This is a genomic window from Virgibacillus oceani (assembly GCF_014638995.1).
In the GTDB taxonomy this organism is placed as follows: domain Bacteria; phylum Bacillota; class Bacilli; order Bacillales; family Amphibacillaceae; genus Virgibacillus_E; species Virgibacillus_E oceani.
Genome location: NZ_BMFR01000013.1, coordinates 45,063 through 66,678 on the forward strand (window position 1 = coordinate 45,063; position 21,616 = coordinate 66,678).

At 39.2% G+C, this 21,616-nt stretch carries 24 protein-coding genes; 14 read left to right on the forward strand and 10 right to left on the reverse strand.

What is annotated here, in order from left to right; genetic code table 11:
- The first annotated feature begins 17 nt into the window (after positions 1-17).
- The 9 genes from fni (at position 18) to IEV74_RS14340 (ending at position 8,350) form a co-directional block, all read left to right on the forward strand.
- Positions 18-1,073 carry a type 2 isopentenyl-diphosphate Delta-isomerase gene (gene fni, locus IEV74_RS14300; protein WP_188456058.1) on the forward strand — a complete coding sequence of 352 codons (1,056 nt, stop codon included), beginning with the start codon at positions 18-20 and terminating at the stop codon, positions 1,071-1,073.
- Positions 1,074-1,192: 119 nt separating this feature from the next.
- Entirely contained in the window at positions 1,193-1,642 is a 450-nt protein-coding gene (locus IEV74_RS14305; RefSeq protein WP_188456059.1) for a DUF2188 domain-containing protein, read from the forward strand.
- 300 nt (positions 1,643-1,942) lie between these two features.
- On the forward strand, positions 1,943-2,806 hold the full coding sequence (locus IEV74_RS14310) for an MBL fold metallo-hydrolase (RefSeq protein ID WP_188456060.1): 864 nt from the start codon (positions 1,943-1,945) through the stop codon (positions 2,804-2,806).
- Between the two features lie 91 nt (positions 2,807-2,897).
- A complete protein-coding gene (locus tag IEV74_RS14315) occupies positions 2,898-3,620 on the forward strand; it encodes a DsbA family oxidoreductase (protein WP_188456061.1) in 723 nt (240 codons plus the stop codon).
- 260 nt (positions 3,621-3,880) lie between these two features.
- Positions 3,881-4,834 (forward strand): ABC transporter permease, encoded by a 954-nt coding sequence (locus IEV74_RS14320; RefSeq protein ID WP_188456062.1) that lies wholly within the window; start codon positions 3,881-3,883, stop codon positions 4,832-4,834.
- Positions 4,824-5,774 carry an iron chelate uptake ABC transporter family permease subunit gene (locus tag IEV74_RS14325; RefSeq protein ID WP_188456063.1) on the forward strand — a complete coding sequence of 317 codons (951 nt, stop codon included), beginning with the start codon at positions 4,824-4,826 and terminating at the stop codon, positions 5,772-5,774. The genes IEV74_RS14320 and IEV74_RS14325 overlap by 11 nt, the downstream gene beginning before the upstream one ends.
- A complete protein-coding gene (locus IEV74_RS14330) occupies positions 5,768-6,526 on the forward strand; it encodes an iron ABC transporter ATP-binding protein (RefSeq protein ID WP_188456064.1) in 759 nt (252 codons plus the stop codon). The genes IEV74_RS14325 and IEV74_RS14330 overlap by 7 nt, the downstream gene beginning before the upstream one ends.
- Before the next feature lie 20 nt (positions 6,527-6,546).
- Complete coding sequence (locus IEV74_RS14335; protein ID WP_188456065.1) at positions 6,547-7,497, forward strand: siderophore ABC transporter substrate-binding protein; 951 nt, start codon at positions 6,547-6,549, stop codon at positions 7,495-7,497.
- A 265-nt stretch (positions 7,498-7,762) separates the two neighbouring features.
- The gene (locus tag IEV74_RS14340) at positions 7,763-8,350 is read left to right on the forward strand and encodes a SurA N-terminal domain-containing protein (protein WP_188456066.1); all 588 of its coding nucleotides are present in this window, start codon (positions 7,763-7,765) and stop codon (positions 8,348-8,350) included.
- Between the two features lie 467 nt (positions 8,351-8,817).
- Here IEV74_RS14340 and hisC read toward each other — a convergent pair whose 3' ends face one another.
- From hisC to hisZ, 9 genes are all read right to left on the reverse strand, one after another.
- On the reverse strand, positions 8,818-9,894 hold the full coding sequence (gene hisC / locus IEV74_RS14345; protein ID WP_188456067.1) for a histidinol-phosphate transaminase: 1,077 nt from the start codon (positions 9,892-9,894) through the stop codon (positions 8,818-8,820).
- Complete coding sequence (hisIE, locus tag IEV74_RS14350; RefSeq protein WP_188456111.1) at positions 9,887-10,516, reverse strand: bifunctional phosphoribosyl-AMP cyclohydrolase/phosphoribosyl-ATP diphosphatase HisIE; 630 nt, start codon at positions 10,514-10,516, stop codon at positions 9,887-9,889. The genes hisC and hisIE overlap by 8 nt, the downstream gene beginning before the upstream one ends.
- A 2-nt stretch (positions 10,517-10,518) precedes the next feature.
- Positions 10,519-11,292: an imidazole glycerol phosphate synthase subunit HisF gene (gene hisF / locus IEV74_RS14355; RefSeq protein WP_188456068.1), complete on the reverse strand. Its 774-nt coding sequence runs from the start codon at positions 11,290-11,292 to the stop codon at positions 10,519-10,521.
- On the reverse strand, positions 11,282-12,004 hold the full coding sequence (hisA, locus tag IEV74_RS14360; RefSeq protein ID WP_188456069.1) for a 1-(5-phosphoribosyl)-5-[(5-phosphoribosylamino)methylideneamino]imidazole-4-carboxamide isomerase: 723 nt from the start codon (positions 12,002-12,004) through the stop codon (positions 11,282-11,284). Before hisA ends, hisF begins: the two co-directional genes overlap by 11 nt.
- Positions 12,001-12,606 carry an imidazole glycerol phosphate synthase subunit HisH gene (gene hisH, locus IEV74_RS14365; protein ID WP_188456070.1) on the reverse strand — a complete coding sequence of 202 codons (606 nt, stop codon included), beginning with the start codon at positions 12,604-12,606 and terminating at the stop codon, positions 12,001-12,003. Before hisH ends, hisA begins: the two co-directional genes overlap by 4 nt.
- 175 nt (positions 12,607-12,781) lie before the next feature.
- Positions 12,782-13,366 carry an imidazoleglycerol-phosphate dehydratase HisB gene (hisB, locus tag IEV74_RS14370; RefSeq protein ID WP_188456071.1) on the reverse strand — a complete coding sequence of 195 codons (585 nt, stop codon included), beginning with the start codon at positions 13,364-13,366 and terminating at the stop codon, positions 12,782-12,784.
- On the reverse strand, positions 13,332-14,642 hold the full coding sequence (hisD, locus tag IEV74_RS14375; protein ID WP_188456112.1) for a histidinol dehydrogenase: 1,311 nt from the start codon (positions 14,640-14,642) through the stop codon (positions 13,332-13,334). Before hisD ends, hisB begins: the two co-directional genes overlap by 35 nt.
- A 6-nt stretch (positions 14,643-14,648) precedes the next feature.
- Positions 14,649-15,278: an ATP phosphoribosyltransferase gene (hisG, locus tag IEV74_RS14380; RefSeq protein ID WP_188456072.1), complete on the reverse strand. Its 630-nt coding sequence runs from the start codon at positions 15,276-15,278 to the stop codon at positions 14,649-14,651.
- Positions 15,279-16,523, reverse strand: a complete 1,245-nt coding sequence (hisZ, locus tag IEV74_RS14385) for an ATP phosphoribosyltransferase regulatory subunit (RefSeq protein ID WP_188456073.1) — start codon at positions 16,521-16,523, stop codon at positions 15,279-15,281.
- Positions 16,524-16,635: 112 nt separating this feature from the next.
- Between hisZ and IEV74_RS14390 the strand changes: the two genes are divergently transcribed.
- From IEV74_RS14390 to IEV74_RS14410, 5 genes are all read left to right on the forward strand, one after another.
- The gene (locus tag IEV74_RS14390) at positions 16,636-17,433 is read left to right on the forward strand and encodes a histidinol-phosphatase HisJ family protein (RefSeq protein ID WP_188456074.1); all 798 of its coding nucleotides are present in this window, start codon (positions 16,636-16,638) and stop codon (positions 17,431-17,433) included.
- A 111-nt stretch (positions 17,434-17,544) separates the two neighbouring features.
- A complete protein-coding gene (locus tag IEV74_RS14395) occupies positions 17,545-17,922 on the forward strand; it encodes a YbaN family protein (RefSeq protein ID WP_188456075.1) in 378 nt (125 codons plus the stop codon).
- 21 nt (positions 17,923-17,943) lie between these two features.
- A complete protein-coding gene (locus IEV74_RS14400; protein WP_188456076.1) occupies positions 17,944-18,762 on the forward strand; it encodes an alpha/beta hydrolase in 819 nt (272 codons plus the stop codon).
- Positions 18,763-18,810: 48 nt separating this feature from the next.
- Entirely contained in the window at positions 18,811-19,734 is a 924-nt protein-coding gene (gene murB / locus IEV74_RS14405) for a UDP-N-acetylmuramate dehydrogenase (protein ID WP_188456077.1), read from the forward strand.
- Between the two features lie 693 nt (positions 19,735-20,427).
- Positions 20,428-20,631 carry a hypothetical protein gene (locus IEV74_RS14410; RefSeq protein WP_188456078.1) on the forward strand — a complete coding sequence of 68 codons (204 nt, stop codon included), beginning with the start codon at positions 20,428-20,430 and terminating at the stop codon, positions 20,629-20,631.
- 170 nt (positions 20,632-20,801) lie between these two features.
- On the opposite strand, the gene ehuA is transcribed toward IEV74_RS14410, so the two are convergent.
- On the reverse strand, positions 20,802-21,572 hold the full coding sequence (ehuA, locus tag IEV74_RS14415; RefSeq protein WP_308419002.1) for an ectoine/hydroxyectoine ABC transporter ATP-binding protein EhuA: 771 nt from the start codon (positions 21,570-21,572) through the stop codon (positions 20,802-20,804).
- Positions 21,573-21,616 lie beyond the last annotated feature (44 nt).

The following is a 21,616-nucleotide window of genomic DNA, read 5'->3' on the forward strand; positions in this document are numbered from 1 at the left end:
TGTAAGGATGTGTAGATATGGAAGAGGGAATTAATAAGAGGAAGACAGAGCATATTCGGCTTTGTCTAAATGAAAATGTAGAAGGGGTAAATAAGACAACTGGTTTAGAAGGTATTTCGTTTATACATAATGCATTACCGGAAATTGACTTCGCTGATATCAGGCTGGATACAAGCTTTTTAAATAAAATGCTCAAGGCGCCATTCCTGGTAAGCTCCATGACGGGCGGTTCAGAACTTGCAGCGCAAATCAACCATAATCTAGCAATAGCCGCAGAGGAAAAAGGCTGGGCGATCGCACTTGGGTCAACTAGGGCACTGCTTGAAAGTGATGCACATAAGGAATCATTTTTAGTGCGTAACCACGCGCCAACAGCTCCCTTAATAGCGAACATTGGTGCTGTCCAATTAAATTACGGGTATGGTGCGGAAGAATGCCAGCGACTGATCGATATGACGGAGGCGGATTCGCTTTATTTGCATTTGAATAGTTTGCAAGAGGTCGTACAGGATGAAGGGGATTTGAATTTTAACGCATTGCTTCCTAAAATCGAACAGATATGCAAGGCTGTAGATGCACCTGTCGGGGTAAAGGAGGTTGGCTTCGGTATCGATGGTACAGTTGCCAGGAAATTATATGATGCTGGGATAACATATATCGATGTTGCAGGTGCAGGTGGAACGTCGTGGAGTCAGGTCGAAAAGCTTCGGTCACAAGATCCATTAAGAAAAGCTGCTGCGGAGGCATTTAATAACTGGGGCATTCCAACAAAAGATTGTATTGTATCTGTCCGCAGTCAGCTTCCAAATGTTCCGTTAGTTGCAAGTGGCGGGATGAAAACCGGTGTTGATGCAGCAAAAGCTATTACAATCGGTGCCGATGTCATTGGTTTTGCACGCCAATTGCTGCAGGCTGCAACGGAATCAGCAGAAAATGTCATCCAAACAATGGAACAAATCGAATTTGAATTAAAAATGACGATGTTTGGGATCGGCGTGAAAAACCTGGATGAATTAAAAAACACAAAACGCGTCTCCATTATGGGTAAATCCTTGCTGAATGAAAACAGCTAAAGCACAGTGCTTTAGCTGTTTTTTACTTACATGTGTGTTAAACGAATAGGTGACGTAATTACCCGTTTGACTGAGAATCATGAAGGGTATCGTAACTAAAAATGAAGGAGGAGTATGTTATGCCTTGGACATTAAATGACTATCCTTCATCCATGAAAAACTTGGACAAAATCGTACGGAAAAAAGCTATTGATATAGCAAATTCAATGGTAGATGAAGGATACGACGAAGGACGGGCAATACCAATAGCAACTGAGCAAGCAAAGGAATGGTACAATAATGCGGAAAAAGGTGTGGTCAAAGAATATGCGGATGAAGGCAGCCCCGCTGAACGTTCAGCAGAAGGGAGAAAATATGATGGCAATCCGGAACGCCTGTTGGAGGGTGAGCATGTAGTTGCACATGAAAATGGCTGGGCAGTAAAATCCAGTAATGCGAAGAAGCCTGCAGCAGTATTTGAAACGAAGGGGGAGGCAGTAAAACGCGCAAGGGAAATAGCGAGAAATAAAGGAACAAAATTAACTGTATTTAAATTGGATGGCTCTGTTCAGGAACAACAATCCTATTAATATTATGAGACTGGGACATAACTAAATTGTATAATCCAAAGCCGAAGATTTCACCATACTACAGTAGGAAATACACGGAGACTCCTGCGGGAAAAAAAGCCTAGGTGAGACTACGTAGGGCGATAGCTCGGAGTAGGCTCAGGGCAGCCCGCGGAAAGCGTAATGTATTTCTGTAGCGGTATGTATGCACCAACTATGTTCGGATTTTATTTTGGTTAAAACACTTTTGTCCCAGGCTCATTTTTATTCATATTTTTCAAGGCGGATTCAAATACTAGTAAAAAAAGTGAGGTAATTGCAATGGATGAACAAATGCATGAAAGTAAAGATAATAAATTTATCCCGATGACATCGATATTGAGTGGAACGGGACAAAAGGTTAGTAATGATGTTTATTATTATACGGATCAAATTGTGAACATGTGTTTTATCGGACTTCCTAATGAGGGTGAATGGGTATTAGTGGATGCAGGGTTGCCTAATGCTGCTTCCGAAATCCGCTCAGTCGCAGTGGATCGTTTTGGAAGAGAAAGCAGACCATCTGCAATTATTTTAACCCATGGACATTTTGATCATGTTGGTGGATTAATTGAGTTAGTAGAAGAATGGGAAGTGCCAGTTTATGCACACGAACTTGAACTTCCGTATTTAACAGGGGAAGAAAGCTATCCTGAACCAGATGCAACTGTGGAGGGTGGTCTTTTGGCAAAAATCTCTCCTTGGTATCCGAATCAGCCAATAAATTTAGGTGATGCAGTTAAAGCATTACCAGATGACAATAGTGTACCAGGGCTGGAAGATTGGAAATGGATACATACTCCTGGCCATTCTCCTGGGCATGTGTCATTTTTTAGGGAAAATGATAAAACACTTCTATCGGGTGATGCTGTTATTACCGTTAGGCAGGATAAGTTTTACAATGTTTTGATGCAAACGGAAGAGGTGAATGGACCTCCGCGTTATTTAACTACGGACTGGAACGCAGCTTTTGAATCAGTAAAAAAGCTGAAACAGTTACAGCCCAATGTCCTAGTATCCGGGCATGGTCATTTCATGGGGGGTGATGATTTATCAGAGGGATTGCAAAACCTTGTGGAAAACTTTGATAAACTTGCCATTCCAGACTATGGCCGTTATGTTGATGGTCAGGATAATATACATTAGAAAAGCTTTCCATTTCTGTTTTCATAAGCACATTATTGTTTTGAAAAATAGGTATTGTGCTACAATTATTACAGAAATGTGAGGTGTTTTGATGAAAATTGAAGTATGGTCAGATTTTGTTTGCCCATATTGTTATATTGGGAAACGGAGACTTGAAAACGCGTTAGATCAATTTTCCCACAAAGATCATGTAACGATTGAATATAAAAGTTATCAATTGGATCCAAATGCGAAAGAAGCTCCTGGTAAAACGATTCATGAATTATTGGCTGATAAGTATGGAATGAGCGTTGAAAAAGCTAAACATATGAATGAGGATCTTGGTAAACAGGCCGCAGAACTGGGGCTGGTGTACAATTTTGATACAATGCAGCATACAAACACGTTTGATGCACATAGGCTTGCTAAATATGCGGAAACGAAAGGCTTAGGTAAAGAAATGACAGAGCGCTTATTAAAAGCCTATTTCACGGATTCTAAGCTTTTAAGTGATTACAGCACATTAGTTGAACTTGCGGGTGAGGTTGGGTTGGATCAAGATGACGTGACATCATTGCTGCAGGTGAACAAATATGCCTCAAAGGTGCGTGATGATGAGGAACAGGCAAGACAAATTGGAGTGCAAGGTGTTCCGTTTTTCGTTTTCAATGAAAAATATGCCGTGTCAGGTACGCAACCTGTGGAAGTGTTCACAGAGGTACTGGATAAGGTATGGGAAGAAGAAAAGGATAAACCCGTTCTTCAATCGTTAAATCCTAAAAAGTCTAAAACCACGTATTGTACTGGCGATGGCTGTGAAGAGGCAGAAGAATAGAACGGTAATTAGATAAGGCTCACTTCAAGGGAGTAGAAACACTTTCCTGGAGTGAGCCTTTTTTGCTGCAGGTAAACGCCGATACAGTAGGTGCGGTAAACTAAAAGGTTGTTCACTTAATAGTAAAAATTTTTCCATTAAACGGTGTTGACGGTTTCTAGTAATGTGCTATAATCAATTATAGTCTCTAATTGATAATGAATATCATTATTAATTAGATCAGTTAAAAAGTAATAACTATTATAATGAGAAGGTTTTATATGAAGATTCGTTATCTGGTACTTATTGTGATTGTATTATCTATCAGCTCCGTTTTTATTGGTGTATCGAATATTGCTCCATGGGATATTTTCAATTTATCCGCGGACCAGCTGGAAATTCTGATGATCAGCCGTATTCCAAGACTTATCAGTATTCTGATTGCTGGAATGAGTATGAGTATTTGCGGTCTAATTATGCAGCAGCTTAGCCGGAATAAATTTGTATCCCCAACGACAGCGGGAACACTCGATTCCGCAAGGCTTGGAGTTTTAGTCGCTCTAATGGTATTTACATCAGCGAGTCCAATGCAGAAAATGCTTGTATCATTTTTATTTGCCTTAATTGGTACGTTTGTTTTCATGAAGATACTTGAAAAGATTAAACTCAAGGATGCCATTTTTATTCCGCTGGTAGGGCTGATGTTCGGAAACATTATTAGTTCTCTTGCAACCTTTTTTGCTTACAAGAATGATCTAATTCAAAACATGTCCTCATGGATGCAGGGGGATTTTTCGATGATCATGAGCGGCAATTATGAGTTAATGTATGCCAGTATTCCGATTCTCATTATTGCATACCTGTTTGCAAACAAATTTACAATTGCCGGAATGGGAGAGGATTTTTCCAAAAATTTAGGTTTAAATTATCGGCAGGTCGTTAACATTGGCTTGATTATTGTCGCATTAGTCACGGCATCCGTCGTTTTGACTGTAGGGGTTATTCCATTTCTGGGATTGATTATTCCGAATATCGTAACGATTTATCAAGGGGACCATCTAAAGAAAAGTCTTTTACATACAGCATTGCTGGGAGCTGTCTTTGTACTTGCATGTGACATGATTGGCAGGTTAATCATTTACCCATACGAAATACCAATCAGCTTGACGGTTGGTGTAATCGGAAGCGGGATTTTCATTTATTTACTGTTAAGGAGAAAGAAATATGGGCTATAAGAAAAAAACAATCATCCTGGCAGTTATTACTGTACTCCTGGCACTTTTGTACATTTGTTATGACTTAAAAGGAAATATCGGCTACATATTGCCCAGACGAATCATGAAAGTCGTTGCGATTATTTTAACCGGTTCAGCAATTGCCTTCTCAACGACCGTGTTTATGACGATTACGAATAACCGGATTTTAACACCGAGTATTTTAGGGTTAGACTCGCTCTATCTATTAATCCAGACGTTTATCATTTTCATGTTTGGTTCCCAGTCACTTGTCATGATGAGCAGTAACATCAATTATTTTGTCTCAATTGGGATTATGGTTTTATTTTCGTTAGTCCTTTACCGCTTTTTATTCAAAGGGGAAAAGAACAACATTTATTTCCTGTTGCTTATCGGAATGATATTAGGAACCTTCTTTGGAAGCTTTACAGATTTTATGCAGGTCTTAATTGATCCAAATGAATTCATGGTTGCGCGTGACCGGATGTTTGCTAGTGTCAACAATGTAAATTCTGACCTTGTTTATTTATCACTGGGTTTGATAGTTTTGGCAGCAATTTATTTCATGCGGTTTTATAAATATTTGGATGTTCTGGCATTAGGCAAACACGAGGCAATAAATCTTGGCGTTCCTTATGATTATGTTGTCAAACGGCTGCTTATCATTGTTGCCATATTAATTTCAATTGCAACAGCATTAATTGGACCGATAACATTCCTTGGATTGCTAGTTGTCAATGTAGCTTATGAATTTCTAAAGACATATCGCCATTTCTACCTAATCATTGGATCTGTATTGATAAGCATTATTGCCTTATTGGGAGGACAATTTCTTGTAGAGGAAATCTTCACGTTTGAAACAACGGTCAGTGTCATTATTAATTTTGTTGGCGGAGTTTACTTCATTTATCTTTTGTTAAAGGAGAATAAATCATGGTAGATATTAAAGGTGTATTTAAAACATATAACCAGAAGAGTGTTATAGATGGTGTGTCTTTAACAATTGAAAAAGGCACGATTACCTCTTTTATCGGGCCGAATGGTGCAGGGAAAAGCACCTTAATTTCGATGATCAGCCGTTTGATTACAAAAGATGAAGGTGTTATTACGATTGATGGCGAGGATATTACCAAGGCGAAAAATAATGAACTAGCGAAGAAAATCTCCATTTTGAAGCAATCCAACGCCATTAATCTTCGGCTGACGATAAGAGAGCTTGTTTCATTCGGACGTTTTCCATATTCTCAAGGGAAATTGAAGAAAGATGATTGGGAAAAAGTTGATGAAGCAATCGATTATATGGAGCTTCGGGAAATCCAGGATAAATACTTAGATGAACTGAGTGGCGGGCAGCGACAGCGTGCACACATTGCAATGGTTATTGCCCAGGATACAGAATACATTTTGCTTGATGAACCATTAAATAACCTTGACATGCGTCATTCGGTACAAATTATGAAAACGTTAAGACGCCTTGTCGATGAGCTTGATAAAACCATATTAATTGTCATTCACGATATTAATTTCGCATCCTGCTATTCCGATCAAATCGTTGCATTGAAAAATGGAAAGATTGTTAAGCAAGGGCCAACATGTGATGTGATTGATGAATGTGTGCTTAAAGATATTTATGACATGGATATTGATATTAAAAAAATAAATGATAACCGGATTTGTGTGTTTTACGCATAAAAAATATAGGAGTGATTCAAATGAAAAAACTTATTCTATTTATCTTTATAAGTGGTTTAGCAGTTTTTGCAGCAGCGTGTGGGACATCAGATGCAAGCGGAGATAAAGCAAATGGAGATTCCGGGAAATCGGAAACCCTTACTGTCAAACATGAGCTTGGGGAAACTGAAGTGCCGAAAAACCCCGAAAAAGTTGTTGTTTTTGATTATGGGACATTGGATACACTGGATAAACTGGGGATTGATGTAACAGGTGTTCCGCAAAGCAGCACTACTCCAGCATATTTGGAAAAATACGCAAGTGATGATTATGAAAATGTAGGTAGTTTAAAGGAGCCGGACTTTGAAAAGATTGCTGAAATTGACCCGGATTTAATTATTATTTCCGGCAGACAATCATCTGTTTATGATCAACTGCAGGAGCTTGCCCCAACGATTTACCTTGGTGTTGATACAACGAGATATATGGAATCATTTAAAGAAAACTTAGCAACAATCGGGAAAGTCTTCGATAAGCAGGATGAAATCGATAAAGAGCTGGAAGCGGTTGAACAATCCATAGCAGACTTGAAAGAAAAAGCGGAAGGAAGTAATCAAAATGGATTAATTATTCTTGCTAACGATGACAAAATCAGTGCTTATGGTCCAAGTTCCAGATTTGGGTTAATTCATGATGTATTTGGCGTACCGGCAGTTGATGAAGGAATTGAAGTCTCCACACACGGTATGAATGTTTCATTTGAATATGTTGTTGAGCAAAATCCGGAAATTCTTTATGTCATTGATCGCGGAGCAGTTGTAGGCGGTGAATCTTCTGCAAAACAGGTGGTTGAAAATGACCTCGTGAAGAAAACGGCTGCTTATAAAAATGATAACATTGTTTATTTAGATCCAAATTATTGGTACCTTTCAGGTGGTGGCCTAGTGTCGGTACAGGAAATGGTAAACGAAATTTCAAATAGTATTAAGTAAAACAGCGGAAAAAAGGAGTAATCTTCTATGGATTGCTTCTTTTTTGCTATTTCATAACTCGTGCGCCAGCACCATGAACTTTTTATTCGCAATACCCTTACCTTACGGCAGAATTTAGGATGGTATGTCATCAAAATGTTAAGTAGTAGTGTGAGTGCAGGCGTGGCATGCTATCCAGCGATATCAGCGAAATGTACCCACTTGCTAATGCCATATAAAATATGTTTCACTGTAAGCACAATGTTAGGAAATGAGGGAATAAGCAATGAAGAAGTTCATTATGTTAATTCTAGCAATAAGCCTGGCAACAATTTTAGCTGCCTGTGGCGATAAATCAGATTCTGCGAAAAAAGATGAAGAACAGAAGACAGAACAAGAGGAACAGGCTGATCAAAATAAAGGTGTGGAAATTAGTGAAGATGAAAAGGTTAAGGAAGATAAAATAGTTGTAAGCGTAAATGACACCGAAGTTAAAGGCAAAAAATATAATACGATCTATGAACAAACCAAAAACTTGTTGAATCAATACGGTCAGGATATAAGTGATAAAGCCATGATAAAGGAACAAACACTGAACACAATTATTGGACAAGAGCTGCTGAATCAGGAAGCTAAAAAACAAGATATGAAGTTAGAAGAATATGTTATGAAGCAAATTGAAGGAATTGAAGTAAAAGATCAGGAAGTAAAAGATGCATACGATAAAATAAAAGGACAAAACAAAGAGATCCCTAAATTGAAAGAGATAGAGGGGCAACTTAAGGAGAGCCTGAAGCAGCAAAAAGGCAATCAAAAACTGCAGAAAAAAATTGATGAACTGAAAAAAGATGCGGAAATTAAAAATATGATATAAAGTCAAGGACCCCTCCACAAATGGCAGGGGTCTTTATAGTGTAGTAGGCAGTTATCTAAAAGGATGTTTTTTCATAAAAGATGGATAATGCGACATAACTAATGCTTCTGGTCCTCCACTGTTGTGGTTTATTCCACATTATATTTCGAGTAAAAGATAAGCAGTAAATAAGCATATACCTTTTCACTAGCAGCCCGTATACGCGGAGACTCCTGTGGGAGATGAGGCATCGGTGAGACCCCGGAGTGACGAGCAAAACATCCACCGAATAAGCTACGAGTTGTGAGGAGTGCAGCGTCACCGAAAATGCTTGCAACACGACGAACACCCAGCGCTTTGGAGGCACATCAGCCGCCCGCGGAAAGCGAAGTGTATACGGGCTGCGGGGTCAAACAGCGTCAAAATAATGCGAAAACACCACAAGCACTTACGTCGCAGTTTACGGAAACTACGCAAAAAGCCTTTTATCAAAAGGATACTGTCTGTTCAGCAATTACCGTGTTCAGCCTTTTAAAGAAAGTATCCATATCCTCATCAGTTCCAATCGTAATGCGCAAATAATTTTTTATTGGATTTTTGTCAAAGTATCGGACAAGGACATGATTTTCCTTTAACCTTTCATACAGCCAGTTTGCCTTCAGCTTATAATGACTGGCAAAAACAAAATTGGCTTGTGAAGGGAGGACGGTAAATCCATTCTCTTTGAGCCTTGAAATAACTTGCTCACGTGTTTGGATAATCTTTTTCGTAGTTTGTAAAAAATAGGTATGATCATTGATTGCCGCTTCTGCCCCAGCAATCGCCAATCGATCCATTGTATACGAATTAAAGGAGTTCTTAACCCGCGTTAAACCTTTAATTAAATCACTGTTTCCAAGTGCAAATCCGATGCGCATTCCTGCAAGTGATCGTGATTTGGACATGGTTTGAACCACCAATAAATTGTCATACGCATCAATTAAAGTGGCGGCAGAGGCTCCGGCAAAATCGATATATGCTTCATCGATAATAACAACCTGATCAGGATTGTTTTCAATCACTTCAATAACGTACTCCAGTTCCAAGTAGACACTGGTAGGGGCATTAGGATTAGGAAAAATCACTCCGCCATCCGACTGAAAAAAAGCTTCAATTGGAAGGCTGAAATCCCTTGCCAACGGAATTTCTTCGTAAGGAATTCCAAATAGCTTCGCATAGGCAGGATAGAAGCTATACGTAACCGCTGGAAAACGAATCCTTTTATCCTGGTCAAAAAAGGCCATGAACGAAAAACCCAATACCTCATCTGATCCATTTCCGACAAATACATTCTCTTTCCTAAGCTGATGGTAGCCGGCGATTGTATCCCTTAACGAATCCATAGTTGGTGATGGATATTGCTGCAGTTTCCGGTCCATTTCAAGCCGGATTGCATCAACTGCATGCGGGGAGGGGGGATAGGGGTTTTCATTCGTATTTAACTTAATAATTCCTTTTTGGTCAATCTGTTCCCCCGGTACATACGGATCTGTCCGCTTTGCCATTTTACTCCAATATTTACTCATCACGAATCCCTTCTTTTTGCATATGCCGTTTAAACAGTTCGTCTCTAATTTCATTTACTGAAACATTTTGCATTTCCATTACGATCAGTGTGTGGTAAATCAGATCGGAAATTTCCCAGATTAGTTCCTTTGTATCTGAGTTTTTAGCACCAATGATGACTTCGCTTGCTTCTTCACCTACTTTTTTCAGAACTTTATCTATTCCTTCATTAAACAAATACGTTGTATAGGATCCTTCAACTGGTTCCTGACGCCGTTGCTTTATCGTATTGACTAGCTGTTCGAGCATGTCAAAAGTTGCTGCATCTGTTTCATATAGCTTTTGATAAAAGCAGGATTCATTTCCGGTATGGCATGCTGGCCCGAGTGGCTGCACCTGTATTAGTAGTGCGTCACCATCACAGTCATACGTGATTTGTTTAACCGATTGTTTGTTGCCGGATGTTTCGCCTTTGTTCCAAAGCTGCTGTCTTTTTCGGCTGAAAAACCATGTCTCCTGTGTTTGAATTGTTTTCAGTAGAGATGTTTCGTTCATGTATGCAAGTGTGAGTACCCTGCCAGTACTGCTGTCTTGGACAATGGCAGGGATCAGTCCGTCATCACCAAATGAAATCTGTTCCATGTTTACGTCCACGATGTTTCCCTCCTCATTGTAATTCCGTTTTCGGCTAAATATTTTTTTAGATCAGGAATTTTTATTTCGTCATAGTGAAATACGGAGGCCGCTAGTGCTGCATCGGCTTTTCCTTCTTTTAAAATGGCAGTAAAGTGTTCTTTTTTTCCTGCACCGCCACTCGCTACAACCGGAATGTTTACCGCTTCTGAAATGGATCTTGTCAAATTAAGATTGTAGCCATTTTTAACCCCGTCAACGTCAATGGCATTAACGACGATTTCACCCGCTCCAAGTTCTTCACCGCGTCTAGCCCATTCGATTGCATCTATTTCTGTATCAATTCTGCCGCCGTTCATAAAAACGGACCATTTCATATCCGAGGTTAATTTAGCATCGATTGATAACACAACACATTGACTGCCAAATTTAGATGCTGCCTCCTTTACTAGTGCAGGGTTTCTAATTGCGGCACTGTTAATCGACACTTTATCAGCCCCTGCATGAAGAACTCGGTGTATATCCATAACAGACCGTAACCCGCCGCCGACAGTAAATGGTATATTGATTTCTGTTGCAACTTTTTCCACTATGTCTACAAATATATTCCGATCTTCATTTGATGCTGTAATGTCATAAAAAACGAGCTCATCAGCACCTTCATTATTGTAGCGCTTAGCCAATTCAACTGGATCCGCAACATCGCGGATTTTCTGAAACCTTTTTCCTTTAACGACCCTTCCTCTATCTACATCAAGGCATGGGATTATGCGTTTAGCGAGCATTGCTACCAGCCTCCACTAACGATTCGAATGATAATGTGCCGTCGTATAATGCTTTACCAATGATGGCTCCATATAGGTTCAATGCTTTTAATCGATTGATGTCACCTTTGCTGGATACACCGCCAGAAGCAATAACATTAATAGAGGTCGCGGCATTAATTTTCTCAAGCTCGGAAAAATTTGGCCCATCCAGCATTCCATCTTTAAGAATATCTGTATAAATAATGGTTCTGACACCAATCTGTTCTAATTCTTTTACAAGATGTATTGCTTTTACACTGCTTGTTTCAACCCAGCCATTTGTTGCAGCAAAACCATTTCTAGCATCGATTGATACAGCGATTTTATCGCCATACGTGTTAACTGCTTTTTGCAAAAATGCTTTATCATTAATTGCGGCTGTTCCAATAATGACGCGGCTTACACCGATAGATAAGTATGCTTCAATAATTTCCATCGAACGGATTCCACCGCCAACTTGAACAGGAATGGATAGATTTTGCACAATCGATTGTATCGCGCTTTTATTAAGCGAGTTTCCAGTTTTTGCCCCATCCAGATCTACAATGTGGAGGTATTTTGCTTGTTGTTTTTCCCACTTGCTTGCCATTGCAGCGGGAGAATTGCCGTAAATATTTTCCTTTGTGTAATCGCCTTGGATTAAACGCACACATTTTCCATTCCGAATATCAATTGCTGGAAAAAGTATCATAGAACCATCTCCCCGAAATTTTTCAACAGCTGTAGCCCGTTCTTTCCGCTTTTCTCAGGATGAAATTGCATCCCGAAAATGTTGTCTTTTTGTACAATTGCAGGAACTTGAACACCATATTCACAACTGCTTATAAGCTCTTGTTTATTGAATTCATCAACATAATAGGAGTGAACAAAATAAACATATTCTTGCTCGTTGATGTTAGCCAATAGATTTGTAGATTGATGGTGAGCAAGTGTATTCCAGCCCATATGCGGAACTTTAACATTACCGTCAATCCGTTTTATGACTCCATCAAGAATAGCCAAACCATTCCATTCACCATTCTCAAAGCTTTTTTCATAAAGCAGCTGCATGCCAAGGCAAATACCAAGGATTGGTTTGCCTTTATCTGCTTCTTTTTGCAGAACTTCGGATAGACCAAGTTCATGCAGCGCGTCCATCGCATCCTTGAATGCCCCAACGCCCGGCAGAATAATAGCTTTGCTGTTTGCTATAACCTGCTTATCGCTTGTTAAGCAGGATTTCATATCAAGCCCCAACAGTGCCGATTGTAAGCTTTTAATATTACCCGCACCATAATCAATAATTGCAATCATATATGCTGTCTCCTTTGTTGGGACAAGGGGTCAGTCCCCGTGTCCCGTTCGTCTCCGGGATAGATAGGGTCTTGGGACAAGGATCAGTCCCCGTATCCCGTTCATCCCCGGGGGAGATAGAGTCTTGGGACAAGGGGACTGCCCCCCTGTCCCGGAACCTGCCCCCCTGTTCTTATTAAAGGGACCCTTTTGTTGATGGGATTCCGTTAATTTGTGGATTTTTTCTTGTTGCTTCGTTCAGGGCGCGACCGAATCCTTTAAAAACTGATTCAATCATATGGTGGCTGTTTGTGCCATATTCTAAATTGATGTGAAGTGTTAGCTTTGCATGGTTAACGAATCCTCGGAAAAATTCCTCTACAAGCTCCGTATCAAATGTGCCAACCTTTTCTTTGAGGCCGTCAACACGGTAAACAAGGTAAGGGCGTCCGCTAATATCCAATGAAAGCCGTGATAATGCTTCGTCCATGGGTGTTGTGACCGCTGCATATCGATTGATTCCTTCTTTTGTACCTATAGCATCGTCAAAGGCTTGACCCAAAACAATGCCAATATCTTCAACAGAGTGATGCTGGTCAACCTCTAAATCCCCATCACATGCAACCGTCATATCGAATAAACCATGTTTTGTCATGAGTGTTAGCATATGATCAAGAAAACCAATGCCGGTATTAATTTTTGCTATACCGGTTCCATCAAGGCACAATTCTAATTCAATAGCTGTTTCAGTTGTTTTTCGTATGATAGACCGTTGCCGCATCCTGTTCATCCTTTCTAATCTGTATCGAGTTTGCGTGTGCTGTCAGACCTTCTGCGTTTGCTAAAGTAATAATGGAATCGGAAGCGCTGAGCAAAGCATTTTTCCCATACTGGATAATGCTCGTTTTCTTCACAAAATCATAAACACCGAGAGGCGATGAAAAAATGGCAGTTCCGCTTGTTGGTAGTGTATGATTTGGCCCTGCAGCATAATCGCCTAATGGCTCGGGTGAATAATTTCCAAGAAAAATGGCACCAGCATTTTTCACCATATGCATGCTGTCTGCTGGATTCTGAATCATTAGCTGCAGATGTTCAGGTGCCATAACATTGACCAATTCAAATGCTTCATTTAAATCACCGACAATGATAATCCTTCCATTATTGGCTAACGATTTTTTGATAATCTCTCTCCGATCAAGTTTCCCTAGCTGCACCTCTATTTCCTCTTTTATGGCCCGTGCTAGACTCTCACTTGTTGTAATGCAAATAGACGATGCCTGTTCATCATGCTCTGCCTGGGAAAGCAGATCCGCTGCAGCATAACGAGGATTTGCCGTTTCATCTGCAACAATACAGATCTCACTTGGACCCGCAACCATATCAATTGCCACATCGCCAAACACCCATTTCTTAGCCCTGGCAACATAGGCATTTCCTGGACCAACGATTTTCCCTACCTTTCCAATAGACTTGGTACCATATGCCAAAGCCGCAATAGCCTGGGCACCGCCGATCTTGTAAATCATGTCAACACCTGCAGCATGAGCAGCCGCCAATACATGCGGGTTAATTTTCCCATCTGCTTGTGGCGGGGTTGCGATACTTATCTGTTTAACGCCTGCAAGTCTCGCTGGTATAACATTCATTAGCACGGTTGAAGGGTATGCAGCTTTACCGCCAGGAACATAAACACCAACCTTTTCAATTGGTGTGATTTGCTGGCCTAACAACCGGCCATCATCATGGTAAATTGACCAGGATTGTTCTTTTTGCGCTTCATGAAATCTTGTAATATTTTCTTTGGCATGATCAAGTGCTAGAATAAAGTCTTGATTTACTAGCTTACTAGCCTCGCGAAGCTCTTTCTCCGTCACGGTTAGGGTATCCAGCCGAACTCCATCAAATTTTTCAGTATAGTCATAAAGGGCATCGTCACCATTTTGTCTAACCTGTGAAATGATCTCTAAAACGGATTGATCCAGTTCTTTATCAGCAAAACCAACCTGCTGCATCAACCGTTCCCCCAAATAGTGATCCCTGGTTATAACACGCATCAATTTTTACACCTCCAATGCCTGTTCTAATTTGTTCATAAACGAGTGAATACTAGCTGATTTTGTTGCGAAGCTTGCCTTATTCACAATTAATCTTGTACTTATCGCATCAATTGTTTCCATAACCTTTAGCCCATTTTCCTTTAATGTTGTTCCGGTTTCGACAATGTCAACGATCAAATCCGAAAGTCCGATCAGCGGGGCTAATTCTACTGATCCATTTAACTTTATTGTTTCAACAGGAATGCCGCGCCGCTTAAAATATTCTCTTGTAACGGCAGGATATTTCGTTGCAATCGTTAACTTTCTCCCCTGGTTATGAAGTTCATTTGAAGTACCTGCAAGAACAAATTTACATTTTCCAAAATTCAGGTCCATCATGTCGTATATGTCCGCTTGGGCTTCTGCGATGTTATCCTTGCCGACAATTCCAATATCAGCGGCACCTTTTTCGACGTATGTGGGGACGTCAATAGCCTTTACATATACTAGTTTTATCAGCATTTCTTGATCATAGAATATTAGTTTCCTCGTTTTCTCATCAAAATCCGGAAATTGAACCCCTGCCTTTTCCAGAAGACTAATTGTTTGTTTGGCTGTCCGTCCTTTTGCCATTGCTAATGTAAGGTAATCCACTTAAAGCTCCCCCTTGTTTTGCAAAAGCTGCTTCATCAGTTCTTCCTGGTTGTAAAATAAGCGTGTATTATGCTGATCTTTAATTGTATTAACATTTTCTTTGTAACGTACAATAAAGGAGGCTTCGGATATAGTTGGCGTCGAATCCAAACTTGTGATGACACGGTATCCCAGTTCTCTTAATTCCTGAGCTGCAGTCAATGCTTCTCGCTGTTTTGCTGGTGTATACAAAATCATAATGTCAAGAGGTGATGTTTTCTTGGAGAAAAGCCCTTCTCCCTCCATTGCATCAAAAATAGCATCAACATCGCAGGCAAACCCAATTGCCGGTAAGTCCGTGTCAAATTGTTCCGCTAACGTGTCATATCTTCCGCCCATAAGAACGGGTTTTCCAAAATTTTCAACAAAGCCCTGAAAAATAATTCCCGAATAATAATCCATATGGTTAATTAATCCCAAATCAAACGAAACAAATTCCTCCAGTCCGTAAATCTTTAACAGTTCATACACTTCAATTAGATTGCTTAACGTATAATTCATTCGTTCATTCAGGATTACCGTTCCCGCACGTTTCATTACGTCTTCCGGTCTTCCGTATAAGAATGGTATTTGCTGTAAGGCGACTTTGACGTCTGTATGGATAGATAGCGTTTCAAGAAATGGTTTTAATTCCGAAAAGTTTTTTGCCTGTATCATTTGCTGCAGCTGAGAAGTGTTCTGTTCCGAAATGTTTATTTGCTTTAGCAATTCCTTGAAAAATCCTGCATGGCCAATTTCTAATTTAAATTTTTTAAATCCTAAGTCGCTTATAGTTTGTATGGCTAATGCAATGATCTCCGCATCCAGTGGAGGTGTATTTTGGCCAAAGTTTTCAATACCTGCCTGTGTATGTTCCTTTTTATCCTGCTGCTCAATGGAATTACGAAAAACATTTGAAATGTAATAGAATCGCTTTTCACCTGATGGGATTTGTTTATTTGTTGCAATGATTCGTGTAATAGGTATTGTTACATCTGGACGCAGTACTAACACTTTACCAGTCGGATCGATAACCTTTATCATTTCATCACGATTAACCGTTCCTGTGATTGTTTTGTACAAATCATACTGCTCAAATGTAGGTGTCTGAATTTGTTGATAACCATAAGTGGAAAATCGATCTTTAATTTTTGCCAATAGATGCTCTCTTCTTTGGTAATCTTCAAGACTGATGGTATTCATACTTTCAAAAACATCCAATTGCATCTAAAAATCTCCCATCTATTACTTTATTGCTTTATCACTTTATTTAATTAAAGTTTTATAGTATTCTAATATTTAACGAAGAAATTGTCAACATAGAAAGGAAGATTTTTAAATGTTTGATTACCATGTGCATAGTAATTTTTCGGCAGATTGCGAAACAGCAATGGAAAAAAGTATCGATAAAGCCATTGAATTGGGTTTAAAAGAAATTTGTTTCACGGATCATATCGATTATGATTATCCAGATCCGTCCATTACCTTTGACCTTGATTTGCCAACATATAGTAATAAGATCGAGCATTTAAAGGAAAACTATTCGAACAAAATTACGGTTAAAAAGGGAGTAGAGATTGGTGTGCAGCCCGATCTTTTGCCAAGGTATGAACAGTTAATGAACAACGACTGGTTCGATTTTGTGATCTGTTCCATGCACACGACAGAAAAGAGGGACCTGCATTCTGGGGAATTTTTTAAAGATAAATCAATTGATGAAGCATATGCTGCATATTACAATGAATTATTATACTGTGTAAAAAATTACCGAGGGTACAATATTCTTGGCCATATTGATTTAGTAAAAAGATATACGAAAGGAAAAGCAGACAGTGAGCATCATGACATAATATCGCAAATCTTTGATGAAATCATTCCTGCGGGTAAGGGTATTGAACTGAATACATCGGGGGTTAGGTACGGATTAGATGGCGGGATGCCCAGTGTCGATATATTAAAGCTTTATAAGGAAATGGGCGGAGAAATCTTGACGCTTGGATCTGACTCACATAACGAGGCATCAATTGCATTTAATTTTAAAGAATCTCTAACATTACTGCAGCAAATTGGGTTCCGGTACATTACTACCTTTGAAAAAGGGGAACCGGTATTTCATCCAATAGCAAGCCTGAAATAGTTATCGTTACACGTAATTGTCATAAAGTTTTCCTTAACATTTGCGGTATTAGAGGAGACTCGATGATATAATAAAGAGTAGAACAAATTTTAGCTATAGCTGGTGTATGCAATGAAACAAGTAAAGAAAGTGCTTTTAATCACAGGAGGATCAATCTCCTTCGTATTAGGTGTTTTAGGTATTGTTCTGCCACTTCTGCCAACAACGCCACTGCTGTTGTTGGCAGCGGCATGTTTTGTGAGAAGTTCGGATAAATTATATCAATGGCTGATAACCAATAAATACGTTGGATCATATATAAGAAATTACCGGGCAGGCAAAGGGATTCCATTAAAGGCAAAAATCAGTGGTGTCCTGGTATTATGGGTTTCAATGGGCTATACTATTTTATTTGTTGTCCCATTAGCCGTGGTCAAGGTACTGTTAGTCTTAATAGCGGCATATTTTACTTGGTTCATTTTAAAACAAAAAACATTAGAAAGAAGCTAATTTATCGGGGGAGCAAGACAGTTGACAAAGAAACATATTATACAACTATCATCTTTATTAATTATTGCAGTGAGTATCATTGCAATTACCTATATGCCGGAGCGGGCAAAGTCGGAGCCAAATAAAACACCGCCGACTGTTTTTGTCCATGGATATAAAGGAACTTATAATTCGTTCGGGAACATGCTGGAACGATTTGAAAACCACGGATGGGGAAATAAGGCATTGGTTTATTATGTATCCCAAGATGGTAAGCTTAGGGTGTATAACCTAAATAAAGGGAAGCGGGAGCCTATTCTGATTCAAGTCATTTTTCAGAACAACCGCGCAAGCTTTGAGGATACGTCTGCATGGCTTGCAAGTGTATTACGGCATATGAAAACCACATATGAAATTGATTCAGTAAATATAGTAGGGCATTCGATGGGCGGCTTAGTATCATTAAAGTATCTGGAAGATTATCATGATGCTGATCTTTATCCAATAACGGATAAGCTGGTCACGATAGGCAGTCCATTTGATGGGGTTTACAGTGATTTTTACTTTCAAATTAATCGTGACGTAGCGGCAACTGATCTCAAACCAAACTCTGCCGCGTTGAAACTGCTCAAGATTAACAATAAGGATCTTCCGGAAAATGTCCGTGTATTGAGCATTGGTAGCACTGGTGATCATGTAGCAGTGCCAGAAAGTGTGAAGGCATTACGAATGATTATACCTGGGGATCAATTGACTGAGAAAATGATAGAAAATACGCATTTGGGCCATAGCGAACTGCATGAAAGTGAACATGTAGATAAGCTGATCCATTCTTTTCTGTGGCAAGAACAGGCAGAATAACTTACAATAAGTATGAATAAGGAATATAGCGATAAAGGAATGATTTAGGTGGTAAATGATCATCATACGTACGAAAAATTAATACAACTTACATCAGCAGAAAATGTGATGGTTAATGAACACTTAAACAATCATACGTATACACATTTAGGTGGTAAGGCTGATTATTTCGTGACACCGGAAACATATGAGCAAGTCCAGAATATTGTTAAACTGGCAATCAAAGGACAATTGCCATTCACACTTTTGGGTAACGGATCGAATTTGATTGTAAAAGACGGCGGTATCCGCGGAATAGTGTTGAACCTGAAGCAATTGTCATCGATAACTACGAACGGTTCGACCATTGTTGCACAAAGCGGGGCACGTATTATTGATACTTCTCGTGAAGCATTAGCACATGAATTAGCTGGATTAGAATTTGCTTGCGGCATTCCCGGTTCTGTCGGTGGTGCCTTGTTCATGAATGCTGGTGCATATGGCGGCGAAATCAAGGACGTCCTGGAAAGTACAGTTGTAGTCGACCGGGAAGGAAACCTATTGACACTATCCGCTGATGAATTGGACTTGAAATACCGTTCAAGCAATATACCTGATAATGGCTACATTGTACTTGAAGCAACGTTTTCATTAAAGAACGGAAAGTACGATGAAATTAAAGCAATAATGGATGATTTAACGTTTAAAAGAGAGTCTAAACAGCCATTGGAATATCCTTCATGTGGCAGTGTTTTCAAACGTCCGCCAGGATACTTTGCTGGAAAGCTTATCCAGGACAGCGGTCTGCAGGGCAAGCAAATTGGCGGTGCACAGGTATCCGAGAAACACGCCGGATTCATTGTAAATAAGGAAAACGCTACTGCTGCAGAATACATTGATTTAATTCATTATGTGCAGGATACCGTTAAAAATAAGTTCGGTGTTCGTCTGGAGCGTGAAGTGAAAATTATAGGTGAGGATTTGAATAAATAAATGAATGCTGAGGACAATTAAGCTACTTTTGTTCTCAGCTTTTTTCATAATTAAAGGTAAGGTTTTCATAATGTTTTGGTATTCGCAATCATAATAGCTGTATTTATAGCTTTCCGGAATAATAGTGGACATTAAACGTAAAAAAAGAAACAATACAAACACACACATGAAAAAACATTCTAGTCAAAGTGATGAAGGAGTCCATTATGGTAAGGGAGAGCACAGAGATTTTAATAATGGCTGATTCCATTAAGTTCACTAAACCTAATTCTTCAATTTGCTTTTTGTTTCATTAGTAAAAGGTGGGTGAAAAAACGGGAGATTAAGGAATATGATTAGTGTGAGTTCGAAATAAGGTTTAATATTTTTAATGATGATTGAGCATTTTGAAAATGGCCGATATCGAACCCTAAATATATAACAGAGCGTATGTACTTAAGTTAATGGGAAAAATTCAATGATTGATCGTTTTTTGAGTCGTTTCGTAAAAGGCTCCTTGCAGAATTAACAAACAGGTAAAAAGGTAGTGATTATTTAATTTACATCTATTATAATTAACATAGAGCCAATTAATAAAAGAAATAAAAATAAATAATATCTTTAAGTAATAGGGTGCAATTATGAAACAAAGGACCTGTACTTAATACCGCCTAATCAAGTTAGATGGTTTAAGAAAAGAAAAAGGGGATTCAAATGGTTGGTACAGTAGTTGTTGGATATACTTTTATAGCTTTAGCAGGATTAATTTGTGTGTTTTTATCGGTATTATCGGCTATTTACGCCATAAGTTATAGTTTAAATCAAAAAGGTAAACAAAAGTTTAAGGGTCTGGCTTTTACTTCTGCAATATTAACAGCAATAGCTTACTTTATATTGATATTTATTTTAGATGCTTAATTGGCTATTATGATAATCAACTATACTACAATCGGCCGTTTGCTGAAGTTATATAAAAGGATCATCCATTTAGTTAGGACCAATATGGATGATCCTTTATTTCTTGTTGCTTAGGAAACTATAAAATGGAAACTTAACAATTTATATTAAATTGACAGTCAGCCAAAATATTATTTTCTAAACCTGTGTAAAAAGCTTTGCAGCCGTTCATTTTCCGAATGCTCAAGTACTTGACTAGGAGGACCCTGCTCAGCAATTACTCCATTGTCTAAAAATAGAACGCGGTCCGCAACATCTAATGCGAAATCCATTTCGTGAGTAACGAGAACCATTGCCATTTCGCCTTCTTTTGCAATATCACGAATTACCTCAAGTACTTCACCGACAAGCTCAGGGTCAAGTGCAGATGTTACCTCGTCAAACAACATGATTTTTGGCCGCATAACTAATGCGCGCGCCATCGCCACACGCTGCTTTTGTCCACCTGAAAGCTGGCTTGGATAGTTGTCTAGTTTATCCCCTAAACCAACTTTTTCAAGCATTTCAATCGAATGCTTTTTGGCGGTTGCTTTGTCTTCTTTTTTAACCTGTACAGGTGCTGTCATACAGTTTTCCAAAATCGTCATGTGCGGGAAAAGGTTGAAATGTTGAAATACCATCCCAATATCTCCGCGCACTTCACGTAAATGTTTTTCATTGGCAGGTACAAGCTGACCGCCTTTTTCCATTTGCCAAAGGTTTTTGCCATCAACGATAATGCTGCCGGAAGTTGGTTCTTCCAATGTCATCAGCATACGGATAATGGTTGTTTTACCGGATCCACTTGGGCCAATAACGGCAACCTTTTCTCCAGGTTTAATATCTAAATCTATTCCTCTTAGTACACTAACATCGCCAAACGATTTATGGACATCTTTATACATAACAATTGGTTCTGTCATTACGTCCCAGCTCCTTCTTGGATTGATCAGCTAAATGTTTACTT

Coding starts and splice junctions, on each gene's coding strand:
- fni (WP_188456058.1), top strand. CDS start 18: ATGGAAGAGGGAATTAATAAGAGGAAGACAGAGCATATTCGGCTTTGT.
- IEV74_RS14305 (WP_188456059.1), top strand. CDS start 1,193: ATGCCTTGGACATTAAATGACTATCCTTCATCCATGAAAAACTTGGAC.
- IEV74_RS14310 (WP_188456060.1), top strand. CDS start 1,943: ATGGATGAACAAATGCATGAAAGTAAAGATAATAAATTTATCCCGATG.
- IEV74_RS14315 (WP_188456061.1), top strand. CDS start 2,898: ATGAAAATTGAAGTATGGTCAGATTTTGTTTGCCCATATTGTTATATT.
- IEV74_RS14320 (WP_188456062.1), top strand. CDS start 3,881: ATGAAGATTCGTTATCTGGTACTTATTGTGATTGTATTATCTATCAGC.
- IEV74_RS14325 (WP_188456063.1), top strand. CDS start 4,824: ATGGGCTATAAGAAAAAAACAATCATCCTGGCAGTTATTACTGTACTC.
- IEV74_RS14330 (WP_188456064.1), top strand. CDS start 5,768: ATGGTAGATATTAAAGGTGTATTTAAAACATATAACCAGAAGAGTGTT.
- IEV74_RS14335 (WP_188456065.1), top strand. CDS start 6,547: ATGAAAAAACTTATTCTATTTATCTTTATAAGTGGTTTAGCAGTTTTT.
- IEV74_RS14340 (WP_188456066.1), top strand. CDS start 7,763: ATGAAGAAGTTCATTATGTTAATTCTAGCAATAAGCCTGGCAACAATT.
- hisC (WP_188456067.1), bottom strand. CDS start 9,894: ATGAGTAAATATTGGAGTAAAATGGCAAAGCGGACAGATCCGTATGTA.
- hisIE (WP_188456111.1), bottom strand. CDS start 10,516: ATGGAACAGATTTCATTTGGTGATGACGGACTGATCCCTGCCATTGTC.
- hisF (WP_188456068.1), bottom strand. CDS start 11,292: ATGCTCGCTAAACGCATAATCCCATGCCTTGATGTAGATAGAGGAAGG.
- hisA (WP_188456069.1), bottom strand. CDS start 12,004: ATGATACTTTTTCCAGCAATTGATATTCGGAATGGAAAATGTGTGCGT.
- hisH (WP_188456070.1), bottom strand. CDS start 12,606: ATGATTGCAATTATTGATTATGGTGCGGGTAATATTAAAAGCTTACAA.
- hisB (WP_188456071.1), bottom strand. CDS start 13,366: ATGCGGCAACGGTCTATCATACGAAAAACAACTGAAACAGCTATTGAA.
- hisD (WP_188456112.1), bottom strand. CDS start 14,642: ATGCGTGTTATAACCAGGGATCACTATTTGGGGGAACGGTTGATGCAG.
- hisZ (WP_188456073.1), bottom strand. CDS start 16,523: ATGCAATTGGATGTTTTTGAAAGTATGAATACCATCAGTCTTGAAGAT.
- IEV74_RS14390 (WP_188456074.1), top strand. CDS start 16,636: ATGTTTGATTACCATGTGCATAGTAATTTTTCGGCAGATTGCGAAACA.
- IEV74_RS14395 (WP_188456075.1), top strand. CDS start 17,545: ATGAAACAAGTAAAGAAAGTGCTTTTAATCACAGGAGGATCAATCTCC.
- IEV74_RS14410 (WP_188456078.1), top strand. CDS start 20,428: ATGGTTGGTACAGTAGTTGTTGGATATACTTTTATAGCTTTAGCAGGA.
- ehuA (WP_308419002.1), bottom strand. CDS start 21,572: ATGACAGAACCAATTGTTATGTATAAAGATGTCCATAAATCGTTTGGC.